Raw genomic sequence first — 17,720 nt, 5'->3', positions numbered from 1 at the left:
GGCAACGCGTCGGTCGCTTCCTCTAGCCGCGCTGCTTGTGGTTCGTCCTCCTCAAGCAGTAAGTCGTCCGCGTCTCGATTGGCAGCTTCGACGACGGGCAATTCTTCCGAAGATGAGCGTTCCGTATCTGCTTCGGACGGTGTCGTCCCCTTGTCCGCGGACGGGTCGTCAAGTGCGGCGGCCGCGCTTTGAAGGTCCCGTGCCAGGTTGGCGTTTTCCGCGGACGGGGTGGGGTTTTCCGGAAACTCCGGTTCGGATTTGCCAGTAATCTTCGCAAGAGATCCAACCAGCGCCGCGGCACTTGCGCCAAGGAACGTTTTACCGGCAAAGGAATTGGGTTGTGCCGGTTTCAGATCTTCCAGTTTCTGAGGTGCGGGCTGAGGTGCAATCTCGGTCTCGACCTCGGGCGCTACGACCTCATCAACGGTGTCTGCAATCTCCACAGCCCCGAGTGCCATGTCATTCTCATCGGGCTCGGTTTCTGCAGGTTTTTCCTCAAGCGATAAGTCGTCTGCCTCAGCCTCTGAAGCCGGCATATCAAGGTCCGCGTCTACAAGGCTTTCGTCAGCAGACAGGTCTTCCGAAATTTCCGGGTTTGAAGCGGGTAGAGTGTCGAGTGGACCGACATCGGTTTCAGGCTCTTCTGCGGCGGGAGCGTCAAGAATCGCGACCTGCAGTGTGGCAATCGGATTGTTGGGGTCATGAAGTGCATCAGCGGTCCGGCAGACGCCAAATCCCCGATAGCCCTCAAATTTCCGATTGCGGTCGAAAGCCGGCAGGGCCGCCATATCAACTGGTACCCGCAACTCGGCACCGCTCACTGGCCAGTTGACGGTTTTACCGCTCCATGTGTCACGCCGGTCGAGCGCCCGGGAGATGTTGCCACGGGGATCGAGGTCGAAAGCGCTGGAAACGGTTTCCCAGGTCAGACCGGTAATGTCCGTTGCCTCAGGGCCGAGAACTTCTGCGAATTCGTCGGACAGAAATGTGAACCGTTGGTCGGCGTCCATTTTCCATGCAAACCGCACCGGCCGTCGACGTGGCTGAAATGCGAAAGTCTCCTGTTCAGCACCGTCTTGCGGGGCTTCCTCGGCGTCCGCAGAAGGTTCGGGCTCGATTTCGCTGGTCTCAGCCGTCTCTGAAGCCTTTTCCTCCGGATCGTCCGCTTCGAGAGCGATTTCCTCGGAATGCCTTTCGCCCACAGCTTCGTGCACGTCTGACACCGAAACTGTATCCACCGTCTCGCTTTCGTCTGTGCCCGTTTCCTTTTCGGCGAGGTCCGGCTCGATGACCGTGTCCGTCCGGGTTTCGAATTCGTCTTCACCCTCCAGGCCATCGCCAAAATCTTCTGAGGCCTCGGCCATTTCACCGGTATCTGGTTCCGGGGACTGACCTTCTTCATTCAGTGCGAGAGGCCTGTCATCCTCCTTAAATGCGGAAGCTTCAACTGTCGCAAGTTGGGCCTGTTCGAGCGTGGCCCCTTCGCCCTCGGGTGCGGAGGTTGCGTCATCGGACTGGGTATCGTCAGACTGGGCCTCGTCAGACTGGGCATCGTCAGGCAGGGCTTCGTCATCAAGCAGGACGAGCTTTGGGCCAGCGGGAATTTGAAGAATAATACCTTCGTGGAAACTGCCATTCAGATCCAGTGGTCCGAACAATGCGCGCTGGCTCTCCGGCAGGTCCAGATCTTCCGGTGTTCCGCTCAAATTGCCAAAACTCTGATCAACACGTCCACCTGTCATGACGAAAACAGACGTATCCGGCGACTTGGCCAGCTGTGCGAAAGCAGGGATCGGCTCTTTTGTCAGCGCCAGACCCTTGTCGCTGCACACAATCAGAGCTGCAGTTTCACCGCTTTCCAGTTCAACCCGTTTGCATTGGCAGGTCAGCAGCATCACGCGCAGGCCACGATAAAAGCGCAGACGGTCGATGCTGAACCGGTCGGTCAGGCCCGAGGTTGCAATTCGGGCGATATGCGGTCGGGCAGGGGAGCGCTCGAGCGAATCCAGCGCACCGAGGTCGGCAATCGTTTGCGCCGAGAAAAAAGACGCACCGGCGGCATTGGCCCACAGGATGCGGGCACCGTCGGCCGACCAGAGCCAGGCTGCTCTTTTATCGGCAACAAGCTGAACCAGATCATTCTTGGCACTCAGTTCCAGGAATGATTGGGTCTGATTGTCCATGGCTCTGCTCCAAGCTGGTCTGCAACACCTGTTGACGGGGTGCGGCGGCCGGATCTGCTTACAGTAGTAAACACTTTGTTAATACTAGCAATCCTCAACGTCGTCCACGTAAAGCAAGGTTGCTAAAGGACTTACGTGAAGGCGTGGTTAATCTGGAAGTGTAGCCCGGTATCTTTGAAAAAGTGTTGCCGCAATGCCGAAAATCGCGGCAACTCCGAGTGTGCCGCAGATGACTGCCGCAATGCGGGAAAACGGGATGGAACGCAAAGTGTTTTGCTGGCGAATTGTTTGCCGGGTAGCCATCTCCATGTTACGAACTTTGGGTATGTAAACGATCAAGGAGATGCAACCTGCATTCTGCCTGTGACCCGAGGAGCGCTGAGATGAGCACAGATAAGACCGGTTTCGAAGTCCCCGAGCAAATGCGCGATTTTGCTGAAAAGAGCGTAGATCAGGCGCGCAAGGCTTTTGATGACTTCATGGGTGCGACCCACAAGGCTGTCTCCAATGTCGAGGACAGTGCCAGCGCGGTTCAGGCAGGCGCTGCGGACGCCAACAAGAAAGCGCTGAATTATGCCGAGGAACATGTCAACGCGGCATTCAAATTCGCACAGGAACTCGTTCAGGCTGGCAATGTTGAAGACATGATGAAACTTCAGCAGAGCTATCTGCGCAATCAGATGGAAACCCTTGGCGAACAGGCGCGTGAATTTTCCAATACCGCAAGCAAGGCGGTTCAGGATGCTACGAAGGCTGCCCAGAAGAAGTAGGCCTTCTCCGTTGGACGCAATGCAGGGCGAAAACGCCCTGCATTAAAAAATTGATTGCGCGGTTGGTTTTTCATCTTCCGGTCGCATGGAGCCGATAATGTGGCTCTGGCCCGCAACTTGCGGGCAGCCTCTGTCCTGAAACGGTATCGACTTATGGCGACGTGATCCAGCGCTGTAAGGGGCTCGATTCCTTCGTTTGCAGGGTCCTTGGACGCGAAACATGAACTCCCCTTACGGAAATTCTTTTGTGCAGTGCAAAAAAATATTGCAATGCAGCAAAAGATACCCTATGTAAGGTCAGCGGATGACGACAGGGTCCGCCGGCAAATGTCCCGGCGGAGAGAATTTTCACCAGTGATCGCATCCGAACTCTAGGAGATGAGATCATGACTGACACCAATACGACTGCCGCAAAATCGGCTTCCAAAGCACGTACCGCCAAAGCAAAAGCTGCTCCTGCTGGCGTAGCTTTCCCGGACTTCGAAGCTTTCGCTCTGCCGAAAATGGAAGTTCCGGCCGCTTTCCGTGAAGTTTCGGAGCAGGGTATCGAGAACGCTCGTGAAGCTTATGCAAAGGTGAAAGCCGCTGCCGAAGGCGCGACTGACCTGATGGAAGACACTTTCGAAACTTCCCGCCAGGGCGTTGTCGAATTCAACCACAAGGCTGTCGACGCTGCGAAAACCAATACTGACGCGACATTCAACTTCATCAAGGACTTCATGTCTGTGAAGACCCTGGCTGAAGCTATCGAGCTGCAGTCCACATTCGCACGCCAGCAGTTCGACACCTTGAGCGCACAGACCAAGGAAATGCAGGAACTGGCGACCAAGCTTGGTACCGACGTTTCTGCTCCGGTCAAGGAAGCAGTCGAAAAGTCCTTCAAGGACCTGAAAGTCAACTAATTCAGTTGCGCGGCGCTTTGTAAGAGAGCTGCAATTTGATCAAATGCCCGGGGCTTCGCTCCGGGCATTTACTTTTCAACAGGCCGGAATTATTCTTCAAATTCCTGCTTGCCGGTTGGAAAAAACGGGGTTAGAAGTCGCCCTTGAAATCGGTGACCCGGACGCGTATGGTCCGCGCCACTTTGATGACCTTAAGCAGACGTAGCTCAGTTGGTTAGAGCGTCGGATTGTGGCTCCGAAGGTCGGTGGTTCGAATCCACTCGTCTGTACCACTTCAAAAACATCAAGCTTTTGAAATGTGAATGTCAAACCGCATTTGCCATGCGAATTGGGCATTTAATGCTCAAATCTGCACAACCTGGATCGCCAACTCTGAAAAGCTGGAGAGGGTGATGCTACGTCTTTCTGGACGCTGTCCACGTGGTAGCCGAGGTTGCGCGTGAGAACATCCAGGTTTTCTTAAAGACACCTATACGGAGTTTTCAAGATTTCAGGTCACTGGTTCGTGATAACGGCACCTGGGCACTCGGCCAGTTCCTTATGATGAACCTTCCCCGTGAGTGAATTCCAGGATCTGCTACGGCAGCGTGTCTCGCTCGCAGGGGTGTACCTTTCGAAAGACTCCTTGAAAGGTCAGAAGCCTTATTGTCTCTGACAAAATCGCGTTAACTTGGCGCAATATTGACGAAAATGCGCCATGTTGATGATCTGGAAATTGGTGACCATGTTTGCGGGCGATGTCATTCATGCGCGCCCGGAAACAGGTTTTTGTACCAGGTGGCATTCCTGTTGATGAAGCGTTTGTCCGAGGGCGGGTTGTCCGTCAACAAACGGTCAGGTCGTCTTGGGCGCCGAACCTGTTCACCTCCACAATTCGGGCAAATTCCACCAAACAAGTTTTCACTGCATTCGGTGCAGAAGGTGCATTCGAACGAGCACATTCGGGCATCGTCTGACTGCGGTGGCAGATCTTTGCCGCAGCATTCGCAATTTGGTTTGAGAAGCAACATCCACGCATCCTTTCGTGAGAACACGTCTAGAATATTCTGGTAGAATTTGGCATAAAGGTCATTATGCCCTCGAAAAATGCCAAAGCCGCGAAGACAGTTCTATTCGTTGTTTTCCCACACGTGAAACTTCTCGATATAGCCGGTCCGCTTCAGGTGTTTTCGGATGCAAATGAGCAACTGGCCAATAGCTACGAAGTGATCGTCACCTCGGTCAGCGGTGGACCGATTGAGTCAGATACAGTCCTGCCGATTGCGACGCTTGCACTTGAGGAGTGCCGGAACCTTACGATCGACACGCTCATCATCTCGGGTGGAAGGGGAGCATTCGAGGCGTCACGAGATGTGGAGTTCGTGCATCGCATAAAGGAACTGGCGCGGCGCAGCCGACGAATTGGATCCGTTTGCACGGGTGCTTATGTATTGGCCGCAACCGGACTGATGGATGGTCGCAGGGTTGTCACGCACTGGAACGATTGCGCGCGGCTGCAGACAGATTTCCCTCATACCTGTGTTGAGCTGGATCCCATCTATGTCAACGATGGTGACGTCTGGTCTTCAGCGGGTGTCACTGCCGGTATTGACATGTCGCTTGCAATGCTGGCTGAAGATTGCGGCAAACCGATTTCCCTGGCAGTCGCAAGGTCGTTGGTAACCTACATGGTTCGTCCGGGTGGACAGTCACAGTTCAGTGCGGTTCTGTCCAATCAGACGAAAGATACACTGGGCCGGTTCGATGACCTTCACACCTGGATTGAAAACAATCTTTCCCAACGAATGACCATTGAGACACTCGCATCTGTCGTAAATATGAGCCCCAGAAATTTTTCGCGAGTCTACAAACAGAAAATGGGGCAATCGCCATCCAAAGCCGTAGAGGCCATTCGTGTTGAAGCTGCACGCAGACTATTGGAAGACAGCAAATTACCAGTCAAGGCGGTCGCTTCGAAAACCGGATTTGGTGATGAAGAACGCATGAGGCGCGCCATGCATCGGAACATGCATGTCTCCCCACGTGAGTATCGTGACAGGTTCAAGACTCCCTGAACAATCCTCGCCGAAAGAAAAAGCGTATTCGGCTCTGAGTGCCGGGTCTCGCGTTGCGCGTAGAGGCACACACTTCCGAACGGCGTCCGCAACGAATAAGCCGGACGATAAACGACCTTCATCGTTGGACCTTCGCCATCTTGTCAAATGCCGAATGCGATGGAACGATGACGCTCCAGGACAATAAATGCGGCTCCCAAGCCTGGCGTCGTAATACGGACGATACAAATGCGTTCGAATTACCGAGCACGAAAATCATCTTCTGAATATGTCTGCATACATGGATGTGTCGAACGCAACACGAGCGCCAAGTATGTGGTAGCTGGTGAAGTGTATGAACGGGTTTCCGGTCCTCACCGTAAATGCAGCCTTGCCCATTCCGATGAGTGTCTGAGTTAGAAAAATGTAACTTACCGACACCCATCCGTTCGTTGCGGTGGCATAGCTCGTTCCAGGGTCAAAGAGGCTAAACGTTGCATAAACAAGTCCGCCAAGCATGATCACAAGAAGCTGGTTATCCAGGAGCAGGCTCAGACGCGGCAGGATGATCAAATGGATCATTACAAGGACGGGCAATCCGGCGCCAACCGTGTTTGCCAATATTCCAAACGGAATTGCGTATGAATAGTCCGCAGGTGCGACATCGAAAAAGTCTGAAATGAATGCAACTGTGAAAAACTCACCTCCCCAAAATGCGATCATCAGCCAGATGTCGCGCTTCCAATCGATACCCTTCACGAGTTTCTTGAGATCAAAGCCGCGCCGGCGGAGCCAGAAATATGGCAAAACCACGAAAACGGTAGCCTGCAGCCCAGCCCACCACAAAACCCCCTGACGGTTGTGAACTCCAGGGGCAAAGACTTCTGGGCCGGGAAAGTGCAGCCCGACGTTGAACAGAGAGCCGAGTATCAGATGACCTGCGATCAGGTACGCAAGAGCTAGAGCAAGATCTTGCTTTATTGAATGCCGTGCGACCCCAAAACCCTGCCACGTCGGCTTTGTTCTGTTTCGTGTGAAATAGAAAACGGTAGCCAGAGTGAAAAGCATGAGGGGTAGATAAAATTGCCAAAGGTCGCGCAATCCCTCCGCAGCGATGGGCGGGGATGGATCGGGGGAACGACTTGCCCAAATGAACGCGGCCATCATCGCCAACCAGAACAGCACCGGTCCCAAGAGGAGTGCGGATCTCAACGTTTGCATCATTGCGCTGAACCTTGCCTGTGTCGTTGTAGCGGAAATTCTATATAGTGCGAATTCGCACTATATGATACGAAATCGAACTAATAAAGTGCGATATCGAATTAAATTGAGAATGCGTGAATGAGACGTCAATCAGTCAAGTCTTTGCTATTGACGCGGAGTTCGACGATTCATCAGCGGCCGAACTGACGTCTTTGAAAGTGACCGGTCCAATGGATGGCTGTGCGGCCATCTTTCGATGAGGCTCCTGGAGCAGAATTGCGCCGGTCGAACTCGAAAGCAGTCGAGAGAACGGGATTTTGTGTAGGGCATAGACGCGGATGAGCGTTGGACGGCTTCTTTTCCCAACAGGGGACTATTGTTTCTGTTCGATGCCTGTAAAACCATGAAGGTGACCGGGCAGCTTTCCAATTTGCGCCAACTCTTGCCGCGGTACGGCGGTGCCTGATTGCTATGTCTACCGGAGAGGCTGGCAATCTTCGTTTGTATGCTCCGTGGAGGAATTGATGCCCCGATTTTCTGCAAACCTGTCCATGATGTTCGGCGAGCATGACTTTCTGGACCGTTTTGCGGCCGCCAGAAAAACCGGCTTCAAGGCTGTGGAGTTTCTCTTTCCTTATGAACACGAGCCTGAAGAAGTGGGGCAGGCAGTGCGCGAAAGTGATGTCTCTGTATCTGTATTCAACCTATTCCCTGGAAACTGGATTGACGGCGACAGAGGCATGGCCGCACTCCCGGGCAAAGAGGATGCATTTAAAGAAACGGTCGAAAGAGCCGTACCCTATGCCAAGGCAGTAGGGGCAACCCAACTCCATGTGATGGCGGGAATAATTGACCCGGTCGCCAGGACGGAGCAGGTCTATATCGACAACATCCGGTACGCGGCAGACAGAATGGCGGTCGAAGGCCTGAAGTTGCTTATCGAGCCGATCAACAATCGCTCGATGCCAGGCTATTTCCTGTCAGACACTGAGCAGGCAATCGACCTTTTGAACCGGATAGATCACCAGTCGGTAAAATTGCAATTCGACGTATTCCACCACCAGATCACGCATGGCGATGCCATTCGCTCGTTGTCGACTTACAAGGATAGGATCGGCCATATTCAAATCGCCGGTGTTCCCGATCGTCATGAGCCGGATACAGGCGAACTCAATTACCGTGAAGTCTTCCGGCACATTGATCAGATTGGTTATCAGGGGTGGATTGGCTGCGAATATCTGCCGAAAAACGGCACATACGAAGGTCTCGACTGGTTTCGGCAAGCAACGCTCACATAAGTCGCAAGCCTGTCCGGTTATTCCGCGTCTTTTTTTGTTCGCACCTGGCGCGCACGTTGATCCGGTTCACGCGGCGAGGAATGTCCATGCCGAGGGCCGCAACTGCATTGCAAGTGCCGCATGCGTAAAAGAGTTGAGGGGGAAGCATCTGAAACTTCGTACGCGGCGGCATCTCGGGGAGTTTTGTGCATCAGTTCAAAAGCTGCCAATTCTGACGGCCTGACTAACCGGTTTTGGTTTCGAAATCCCCGATTGTAATCAAGTCAATTTCGTTCAACATTCGGCAGATGTCTTCTGGCGGGTGAACATCTGTGAAGAGAAGGTCTATCTGATCGACTTTTTCCAAGGTGACCGGTGCACGTTTTCCAAATTTCTCTCCGTCTGCCACGACGATCCGAACCTGGGCGTTGTCGATTGCGATGTTTGCAAGATTGGCTTCCTGCAGATCGTGCAGCATAAAGCCGTGGTCGGCATTGATGGCACCTATCGAGAACACGGCAAAGTTTACATTCAGGCGTCGGACGAGGTCCTGTGCTTCCACGCCGAATGCTCCGCCATCATGCCCGCGCAATTCTCCACCGGCCATGAACACTCGGTTGCCGTTGCGCGTGGAGAGAGTTTGAGCCACGAAAACCGAATTCGTCACAACGAAAAGGTCACGGTGGTTCTGCAATGCAAGCGCGACATATGCCGTGGTGGATCCGATATCGAGAAAAATTGAATCGCCGTCGCTGACGGTCTTGGCCACTGCCAGTGCAAGAGCTTCTTTCGCGTGAACCTTCTTGTCCAGCCGGCTTTCGAAAGTGGGCTCCAGAATATCCTCAACGAGATGAACGCCCCCATGTACTTTGCGGACGATTTTTCTGTCCTCGAGTGTTCTGAGGTTTCGGCGGATCGTTTCCAGTGTCACGCCCAGTTCCTTGGCGAGGAAACTGACGCGGCAAGATCCACCTGCGCGACGCAGTTCGCGCAGAATTTCTTCTTCTCGTTGGTTTGTCGTCTTCGGGGTCATAAGCCACTGCTCAAAATCAAATTCCTCAGTCGGATCCTTCGTTTACAAGGAAACGTACACAAAGCAATCATGTTGAAGTCACATGTCGCAATGTGGCATTAGAACATTTTTCATGGCTTTATGTGGTTTTTTGTTGATTTGGCCCACTTTAGAGAGTTCAATAACCACATTAGATGTGACATTTCAGAACAAAAAGCCACATTATGAGGAGGGATGAGGATGCGAACCGCGAGATTGGGTGCACTGACGCTGTCGCTGATGACTTCGGTGTCCATGGCTTGGGCAGTGGAGTCGACCGATCCGATCAAGTTGACGTTGCACGATTGGTCGGGGCAGTTGATCAATACCAAGATCATGGGAAACATCCTCAAGGAAGCCGGATATAATGTGGAGTATGTTCAGGCCGACTATATTGCTCAGTTTGCAGGTCTGAAGAACGGCGACCTGCATCTGGCCATGGAAATCTGGGAAACGACAGGTCGGGAAGCACTGGACGAAGCCACGGGGACCGGCAAGGTGGTCAATGTAGGCGAAACCGGTCTGATGGCTATCGAGGAATGGTGGTATCCCTCATACATGAAGGACCGTTGTCCGGGTTTGCCGAACTGGGAAGCACTGAAGGATTGCGCCGAAGAGTTTTCGACTGCCGAAACCGCACCTTACGGGCGTTATGTCGGCGGTCCGGTAACTTGGGGCGGTTTCGATGAGGAGCGCGTCGAAGCGCTGGAGCTGGACTTTGAAGTCGTGCATGCCGGAACCGATGCGGCACTGTTTGCCGAACTGGAATCTGCGTATCAGCGCGAAGATCCGATAATGCTCTGGGTTTATGTGCCTCACTGGGCACCGGCTAAGTATGACGGCGAATTCGTTGAGTTTCCGCCTTATTCCGCAGAGTGCTATGCTGACCCCTCAGTTGGCGTGAACCCTGACCTCGCTTACGATTGCGGCAAGCCGCGCGGTCCGATCTGGAAGGCTGCATGGTCAGGTCTTAAGGAAAAATGGCCAGGGGCCTATGACGTCATCGAAGCCTACAACATCTCCAACGAGGAGATGAGCGCCATGGTCGGCAAGGTTGATCTTGAAGGCGTCGACATCGATACCGTGGTTGCGGACTGGATGAAGACCAATAAGGACCGTTGGTCTGGCTGGATCACTCAATAGTCCGAATGCACCAGGGAAGTCGAGTGTTCGCACAGGCCTGATTTCTGGGTTAAATTTCTCCATCTCAACGGTCGCGCCTCCTGAAAAGGAGTGCGGATGCGGAGCTCGTCTATGAAGCCTAAGGCCAAGCTTTCCTGCAGCGATGTCTGGAAATTATATGGAGCAGATTCAGAGACTTTTCTGAAGAACCGCGCTTCACCTGGTGGCGAGGATCTTGAACGCGCCGGTCTGGTTGGCGCCGTTCGAAATGTCTCCCTGGATATTTCCGAAGGCGAGATCTTTGTGATTATGGGTCTGTCCGGGTCCGGCAAGTCGACGTTGGTTCGGTGCCTGTCGAGGTTGATCGAACCAACGGGTGGTGAAGTGCTTTTCGACGGCGTTGATCTTCTTCGGGCGAGTGAACGGGAGCTGATAGAAATTCGTCGCCACAAGATGGGAATGGTTTTTCAGCATTTTGCGCTGTTGCCACATCTGAGCGTGCTGCAGAATGTCATGTTTCCATTGACAGTGCAGGCTGTCGGCAAAGTGGAAGCCGAAGAAAAGGCTCGCGACGTAGTGGAACTCGTCGGGCTCAAAGGGCGTGAGGGCAATTTCCCGCGGGAATTGTCCGGCGGACAGCAGCAGCGGGTTGGGATCGCCCGCTCACTGGTGACTGAACCGGATCTTTGGTTTCTCGATGAACCTTTTTCTGCGCTTGATCCACTGATCCGACGCGAGATGCAGGATGAGTTCCTGAGCTTGCAGGCCCGCCTGCACAAGACAATTGTTTTTATCACCCATGATTTCGACGAAGCGGTGCGGCTTGCTGACCGCATTGCGATCATGAAGGACGGTGAGGTCATCCAGATAGCGACGCCTGAGGTACTGGTGATGAACCCGGCCACCGACTATGTCGCCGAATTCACTCGACATATTCCCCGTTCCAAGGTTCTGACCGTAGCTGGGTTGATGAAGCCTGAACTGAAAGGCAAAGGCGTTCCTGTTGCCGCTTCGGATCGTATTTCCAACGTTGCGAAACACATTATTGCTTCCGACGAGCCATTGCCGGTTGCCGATGAAACGGGTCGGATCATTGGATCGGTTGACCGAGTAACGGTTGCAGGCACTCTATTTGAAAGCGGTAAAACGCAATGAAAACGAGAGGCGAGAGACAAACTCTTTTCGTCTGGATGCTGATCATTGCGACCATCATTATCGGGTATTACGGACGTGATCTGGCGAAATTGCTGGATGCGCGCTGGCTGATCAAGTTTCCATCCGCCTGGGTCATAAGGTTCAACGTGGAGATCTCCGCCGCCATGAAATGGCTGGTCGAGGACGCTGCCATCGGACCCATTTCCTTTACCGATGTGACGCGTGGCATCGCCTGGTTGATCGAACAGCCTTATCAGTTGAGCCTGGCACTTCTGGCCGACGGTTTCATTGTCGGTCAGGGAGCGGAAGCCGTACCGGTGCTTCCCGCGATAAGCTGGATCGTCGTAACGACCGCCGTCATAGCCTTAGGGCAATATTGCCGCGACTGGGGTCTGGCAGCCCTGGTTGGAGCATGTTTTCTGTATCTTGCGGTCTTTGGTCAATGGGACAGCGCGATGGTTACGCTCGCCTCCGTGATCATTGCGGTACCGATCGGCGCCGGTGGCGGATTGCTCCTGGGCATTTGGGCTTATCGTCATCCGGTGGGCGAACGGATCCTGTCACCGATCCTCGATCTGATGCAGACAATTCCAATATTTGCCTATCTGGTACCCATTCTGTTTATGTTCGGCTTCGGTCCGGTCTCGGCCCTGGTCGCCACGATTATCTACGCGACACCGCCGATGGTGCGCATCACGACCCTGGCGCTGAAGTCCGTCGATCCAGAGATCCTCGATTTCGGCCGAATGGTGGGCACCACCAGGCGGCAGTTGACCTGGCGGGTTCTGGTGCCTTCGTCTTCCCAGACCCTGATGGTCGGCGTCAATCAGGTCATCATGCTGACCCTGAACATGGTCATCATCGCCTCGATGATCGGGGCCGGAGGGCTTGGGTTCGACGTTCTGGCCGCCTTGCGGCGACTGGATATAGGGGCGGGATTTGAAGCTGGCATCGCCATCGTGGTTCTGGCAATCGCCGTCGACCGGTTGAGCCAGGCCTTCGCCGAGCGCATCGGCCATATAGACAGGCCGGTGACCGGGTCGTGGGTTTCAAGGCACAAACGCACCACCTTGGTTGGAGTTCTGCTTTTGCTTACCTGGGTGCTGGGGCAGTTTTCACCACTGCTTCTGAAATACCCGGAGAGCCAGACGATCACGACCGGGGTCTTCTGGAACGACACGGTCAAATACCTGAATGTGAATTATTTCGATGCGCTTGAAGCGTTGAAGATATTCTTCCTTACCTGGTTCCTGCTACCGATCAAAAAAGTCATGCTCGGGATACCCTGGCCGTTGGCGATCGTCCTCTTGTCGCTGCTCGGTTGGCGTGCAGGCGGTTGGAAACTCGCCTTGCTTTGCCTCGGATTATCAGGGTTGATTGCGGTTTCCGGATTGTGGGCGAAAGCCATGGTGACCGTCTATTTGTGTGGCGCATCGGTTATTCTTGCAACGGTGATCGGAATACCACTTGGCGTTCTGGCGGCTTTGAACCGGCACGCTGGCACGGCGATCAATCTCTTTATCGATACCCTGCAAACGCTGCCGAGCTTTGTGTATCTGATCCCGGTCGTGATGCTTTTCCGTGTCGGCGATTTTACTGCCATGATAGCGATTGTCCTTTATGCTTTGGCACCGGCGGTGCGTTACGCTGCGCATGGTGTGCGTAGTGTCAGCAAAGACCTGATAGAGGCTGGGCAGGTGTCCGGGTGCACGCGGTGGCAGTTGCTGCGGCACATACGTTTGCCCATGGCTTTGCCGCAAATCCTGCTAGGGCTGAACCAGACGATCATGCTGGCACTTTCAATGCTCGTGATCACTGCACTGGTCGGCACCCGTGACCTTGGTCAGGAGGTTTACATCGCCTTGACCAAAGCCGACACGGGCCGGGGGCTCGTCGCCGGACTTGCCATTGCGTTCATCGCGATCATTGCTGATCGTCTTCTCAAAGCCGGTGCTCGCAATGCCCGCATCCGTTTCGGACTGGAGAGTTGAGCCATGACACAATCCGATTTGATGTCCAAAATTCAGGCACTGCCGATCTGGCAGGGAGAAGTCACGGCCAGGCCGCTTGCCGGTGGCATAACGAACGTCAATTACCTCGTGGAAGACAGAACCGGTAAGTATGTCGTTCGTGCAGGGAATGACATCCCACTGCATCATGTGATGCGCTTCAACGAACTCGCTGCAGCGCGCGCCGCCCACGCAGCCGGGTTGTCACCGGCAGTGGTCCATGCTTCTGACAATCTGGTTGTGTTGGAATACGTCGAAAGCCGAACGTTGAGCGAGGCGGACGTGCGCAATCCCGATCTGCTGCCGCGCGTGCTGGATCTCGTCAAGGCCTATCACCAGAAAGTGCCGGAATACTTGCGCGGGCCTGCCCTGGTGTTCTGGGTGTTTCATGTCATTCGCGACTATGGAGCAACGCTGGTGGACCGCAATTCCGGATACAGCGATCTTGTGCCAGAGCTTCTCGAAATCGCCGGTAAACTGGATCACGCCGCAGGGCCGTTCGATATTGTCTTCGGTCACAATGATCTTCTATGCGGAAACCTTTTGGATGATGGCCAGCGCCTTTGGCTGATTGACTTTGATTATGCGGGCTTCAATACACCGCTTTTCGATCTCGGTGGCCTGGCTTCCAACAATGGACTGAGCGCTGAACAGGAAGACTGGATGTTGTCGGTCTATTTCGAAACGCAGGTCACCGACGACTTGCGCCGCCGATACCACGCCATGAAATGCGCCTCACTGCTGCGCGAAACCATGTGGAGCATGGTTTCAGAAATTACTTCCGATATCGATTTTGATTACCAGGCCTACACGGCCGAAAACCTCTCCCGCTTCCGTGCGGCATATGAAGACTTTCAAGTGAGTTGAGGACTGACATGACCAAACTTCCCTCTACTGCCAAAGCCGTAATCATCGGTGGCGGCATTATCGGTTGCTCAACTGCCTATCATCTGGCCAAGCTCGGCTGGACCGACACGGTCCTTCTTGAGCGGAAGAAACTGACCTCGGGAACAACCTTTCATGCGGCCGGGCTGGTGGGGCAATTGCGTTCGAACGCGAACATTACCCAGCTGCTTGGATATTCCGTCGATTTGTACAACAAGATCGAAGAGGAAACCGGCCTTGGTACAGGCTGGAAAATGAACGGTGGTCTGCGGCTGGCCTGTACTGAGGAACGTTGGACGGAGGTGAAACGGCAGGCCACAACCGCCCACAGTTTCGGCCTACCGATGGAATTGCTCACTGCGAGAGAGGCACAGGATCTCTGGCCGCTGATGGATGTATCCGACGTGGTCGGTGCGGCGTTTCTGCCCACAGACGGTCAGGCCAATCCATCCGACATTACCCAGGCGTTGGCCAAGGGCGCCCGTATGGCAGGAGCCAGAATACTTGAAGATACCAAGGTCATCGACATTGAGGTCGACAAGGGCAAGATCCGGGCGGTCATAACCGAACACGGCCGTATAGAATGTGAGAAAGTGATCTGTTGCGCCGGACAGTGGACGCGAGATTTCGCCAAACGCTTCGGCGTTAATGTGCCCCTGGTGCCGATGGAACACCAGTACATGGTGACAGAACCGTTCGAGGGCGTGCCTTCCAACCTTCCCACGCTGCGCGATCCGGATCGGTTGACCTACTACAAGGAAGAAGTCGGCGGTCTGGTGATGGGAGGGTATGAACCCAACCCCATCCCCTGGGCTGTGGAGGGGATTCCGGACGGTTTCCATTACACGTTGCTCGATAGCAATTTCGACCATTTCGAACAATTGATGGAATTGGCCCTGGGCCGTGTCCCGGCGCTGGAAACCGCGGGTGTGAGATTGCTCACCAACGGTCCTGAAAGTTTCACGCCGGACGGCAATTTCATTGTCGGCGAAGCCCCGGAACTCAGCAATTTCTATGTCGGTGCAGGATTTAACGCGTTTGGCATCGCCGCCGGAGGTGGGGCAGGCATGGCACTTGCCGAATGGGTACACAAAGGTGAACCGCCATTCGATCTTTGGTCTGCCGACATACGTCGATTTGGCAGGCCGCATTTCGATACCGACTGGGTTCGAACCCGCACAGTTGAAGCGTATGGCAAGCACTACACAATGGCCTGGCCGCACGAAGAGAACAGATCGGGGCGTCCTTGTCGCAAGTCTCCGCTCTACGAAACTCTGGCGGCGCAAGGTGCATGTTTTGGCGAGAAGCTCGGGTGGGAACGCCCCAACTGGTATGCGGACGCATCGAAGGGAGAAACCCCGAAAGATGTTTACAGTTTCGGCCGCCAGAACTGGTTTGAGGCGGTTGGACGCGAGCACATGGCAGCGCGCGAAGCTGCCGTCATTTTCGATCAGACGTCCTTCGCCAAATTCGCGCTGAAAGGCCTGGACGCTGCCAAGGCAATGAACTGGATCTGTGCCAACGATGTCGACAAGCCGGTCGGCTCGCTGACCTATACTCAGATGCTCAATGACAAGGCTGGTATTGAGTGCGATCTCACAGTGGGGCGGGTCGCAGAAGATGAATTCTATATTGTGACAGGCACCGGCTTCGCCACGCATGATTTCGACTGGATCAGGCGAAATATTCCGGAGGGAATGAACTGTCAGCTTTTTGACATCACATCATCCAATGCGGTCTTGTCGTTGATGGGGCCGAGGGCGCGAGCTGTTCTGGAAAAAGTTACCCGCAGCGACGTTTCGAACGAAGGTTTCAGATTTGGCAGCATCCGCACCATCGGCATCGCAGGATGTCCGGTTCAGGCGCTCAGGGTCACGTATGTCGGCGAGCTGGGATGGGAACTGCATTTGCCGGTCGAATACGCGCAAACGGTCTACGCCACGCTGATGGAAGCCGGAGCGGAGCACGGCCTGGTGAACGCGGGCTATCGTGCCATTGAGTCCCTTCGTCTGGAAAAGGGATATCGTGCCTGGGGCAGCGATATCGGTCCGGATCATACGCCGTTTGAAGCCGGACTAGGCTGGGCGGTCAAATTGAGAAAAGACATGGATTTCAAGGGACGGGCGGCAGCCGAAGCGCAAAAGGCAAATGGCGTGAAAAAGATGCTCGCCTGCTTTACGGTCGATCCGAGTGTCGTGTTGCTCGGACGCGAAACGATCTACCGCAACGGCGAACGCGTCGGCTGGTTGACATCTGGCGGGTTCGGCTATTCGGTCGGCAAGTCCATCGGTTACGGCTATGTGCGCGACCCGAACGGTGTTGATGCGAATTTTGTGAAATCCGGTACATACGAGCTTGAGGTCGCCACCGAGCGCTTCCCTTGTGAAGTGACTTTGTCGCCGCTGTACGATCCGAAGATGGAGCGCATCAAATCGTAAACTAGCCAGGCTATATGGACTGAGTCTCACATATCGACGGTTCAATATGCATTGAATGTGCCTCAGGGCCAGCCTTGCCAATTTCGCATTGAGCTGCGTGCACAAGATTTTGTTGGCGGGCGCCGGTTCACGGGTGGGTTTTCAGCATTGGTTCGCTTTTGATCCCCCTTGGAGTGTGATCGTACCCGAAACCCAGCTGCGAGGTAGTTCTTGAAATGTCGTGCGACGAATAAGTCATCACTCTGCAAAAGCCGAGTTATCGACAGAGGCCTCATAAGCACCAGCTATCAATCGGTAGATTATTCTTATTTTGTTTTCGAAGTGGTTTGACCAATTCTCTTTCGTGAACTGGTCATGAAATCTGGTGAGGTCACGAGTAGGCAAATATTTGAGCACACCTGCCGACCGTTTTTTCCTGCATCAATCTACCGGAGAACATTTATGAAAATCGTCCGAACGGATCGGGAACTGAAGGTCCCTGTCGTAGATGGCACGTTGCGGGAGTTCGGTCACGAATTGGTGCTTCTTCCAGATGGGATTTCAGAGACGGAGCTTGCGAGAGAAGTCTCAGACGCCGATCTTCTCTTGATGTGCTACACGCCAGTTCCAAGATCGGTTCTGGAAACTGCGACCAAACTGCGTGGCATAGTCAAGTATGGCGTCGGGATCGACGCGATCGATATCCCGGCTGC

General features: G+C 54.2%; 12 protein-coding genes, 1 tRNA gene and 2 pseudogenes. 11 read left to right on the top strand and 4 right to left on the bottom strand.

Going from position 1 to position 17,720, the window contains the following annotated elements; genetic code table 11:
- Nucleotides 1-2,183 (bottom strand): annotated as a pseudogene (locus tag K5905_RS08455) (PAS domain-containing sensor histidine kinase); the annotation flags it as partial.
- A 383-nt stretch (nt 2,184-2,566) separates the two neighbouring features.
- Here K5905_RS08455 and K5905_RS08450 point away from each other — a divergent pair.
- The 3 genes from K5905_RS08450 to K5905_RS08440 all read left to right on the top strand — a co-directional run bounded on the left by K5905_RS08450 (nt 2,567) and on the right by K5905_RS08440 (nt 4,127).
- Complete coding sequence (locus K5905_RS08450) at nt 2,567-2,953, top strand: phasin (protein ID WP_297582476.1); 387 nt, start codon at nt 2,567-2,569, stop codon at nt 2,951-2,953.
- 386 nt (nt 2,954-3,339) lie between these two features.
- Nucleotides 3,340-3,855, top strand: a complete 516-nt coding sequence (locus K5905_RS08445) for a phasin family protein (RefSeq protein WP_297582474.1) — start codon at nt 3,340-3,342, stop codon at nt 3,853-3,855.
- Between the two features lie 195 nt (nt 3,856-4,050).
- Nucleotides 4,051-4,127, top strand: a tRNA-His gene (locus K5905_RS08440).
- A 468-nt stretch (nt 4,128-4,595) separates the two neighbouring features.
- On the opposite strand, the gene K5905_RS08435 is transcribed toward K5905_RS08440, so the two are convergent.
- The gene (locus tag K5905_RS08435) at nt 4,596-4,865 is read right to left on the bottom strand and encodes a DUF1272 domain-containing protein (RefSeq protein ID WP_297582471.1); all 270 of its coding nucleotides are present in this window, start codon (nt 4,863-4,865) and stop codon (nt 4,596-4,598) included.
- Nucleotides 4,866-4,928: 63 nt separating this feature from the next.
- Here K5905_RS08435 and K5905_RS08430 point away from each other — a divergent pair, with 63 nt between their 5' ends.
- Nucleotides 4,929-5,909 carry a GlxA family transcriptional regulator gene (locus K5905_RS08430; RefSeq protein ID WP_297582469.1) on the top strand — a complete coding sequence of 327 codons (981 nt, stop codon included), beginning with the start codon at nt 4,929-4,931 and terminating at the stop codon, nt 5,907-5,909.
- Nucleotides 5,910-6,164: 255 nt separating this feature from the next.
- On the opposite strand, the gene K5905_RS08425 is transcribed toward K5905_RS08430, so the two are convergent.
- On the bottom strand, nt 6,165-7,112 hold the full coding sequence (locus tag K5905_RS08425; protein ID WP_297582466.1) for a hypothetical protein: 948 nt from the start codon (nt 7,110-7,112) through the stop codon (nt 6,165-6,167).
- A gap of 503 nt (nt 7,113-7,615) precedes the next feature.
- Here K5905_RS08425 and otnI point away from each other — a divergent pair.
- Entirely contained in the window at nt 7,616-8,389 is a 774-nt protein-coding gene (gene otnI, locus K5905_RS08420) for a 2-oxo-tetronate isomerase (protein ID WP_297582463.1), read from the top strand.
- A 223-nt stretch (nt 8,390-8,612) separates the two neighbouring features.
- Here the strand turns inward: otnI and K5905_RS08415 are convergent, their stop codons facing one another.
- Nucleotides 8,613-9,401 carry a DeoR/GlpR family DNA-binding transcription regulator gene (locus K5905_RS08415; RefSeq protein WP_297582460.1) on the bottom strand — a complete coding sequence of 263 codons (789 nt, stop codon included), beginning with the start codon at nt 9,399-9,401 and terminating at the stop codon, nt 8,613-8,615.
- A 213-nt stretch (nt 9,402-9,614) separates the two neighbouring features.
- On the opposite strand from K5905_RS08415, the gene K5905_RS08410 reads away from it, so the two are divergent.
- The 6 genes and pseudogenes from K5905_RS08410 to K5905_RS08385 form a co-directional block, all read left to right on the top strand.
- Nucleotides 9,615-10,562 carry an ABC transporter substrate-binding protein gene (locus K5905_RS08410; RefSeq protein WP_297582457.1) on the top strand — a complete coding sequence of 316 codons (948 nt, stop codon included), beginning with the start codon at nt 9,615-9,617 and terminating at the stop codon, nt 10,560-10,562.
- Nucleotides 10,563-10,673: 111 nt separating this feature from the next.
- Nucleotides 10,674-11,696 carry a glycine betaine/L-proline ABC transporter ATP-binding protein gene (locus tag K5905_RS08405; RefSeq protein ID WP_297582456.1) on the top strand — a complete coding sequence of 341 codons (1,023 nt, stop codon included), beginning with the start codon at nt 10,674-10,676 and terminating at the stop codon, nt 11,694-11,696.
- Nucleotides 11,693-13,687: a proline/glycine betaine ABC transporter permease gene (locus K5905_RS08400; protein WP_297582454.1), complete on the top strand. Its 1,995-nt coding sequence runs from the start codon at nt 11,693-11,695 to the stop codon at nt 13,685-13,687. The genes K5905_RS08405 and K5905_RS08400 overlap by 4 nt, the downstream gene beginning before the upstream one ends.
- A 3-nt stretch (nt 13,688-13,690) precedes the next feature.
- Nucleotides 13,691-14,572, top strand: a complete 882-nt coding sequence (locus K5905_RS08395; protein WP_297582452.1) for a choline kinase family protein — start codon at nt 13,691-13,693, stop codon at nt 14,570-14,572.
- Nucleotides 14,573-14,580: 8 nt separating this feature from the next.
- Nucleotides 14,581-17,028 (top strand): FAD-dependent oxidoreductase, encoded by a 2,448-nt coding sequence (locus K5905_RS08390; protein ID WP_297582450.1) that lies wholly within the window; start codon nt 14,581-14,583, stop codon nt 17,026-17,028.
- A gap of 441 nt (nt 17,029-17,469) precedes the next feature.
- A pseudogene (locus K5905_RS08385) lies at nt 17,470-17,720 on the top strand (C-terminal binding protein); the annotation flags it as partial.

The organism is Roseibium sp. (assembly GCF_025698965.1).
Lineage (GTDB): Bacteria > Pseudomonadota > Alphaproteobacteria > Rhizobiales > Stappiaceae > Roseibium.
The sequence above is the reverse complement of the archived record's forward strand: the minus strand, read 5'-3'. Positions and strand labels throughout refer to the sequence as shown.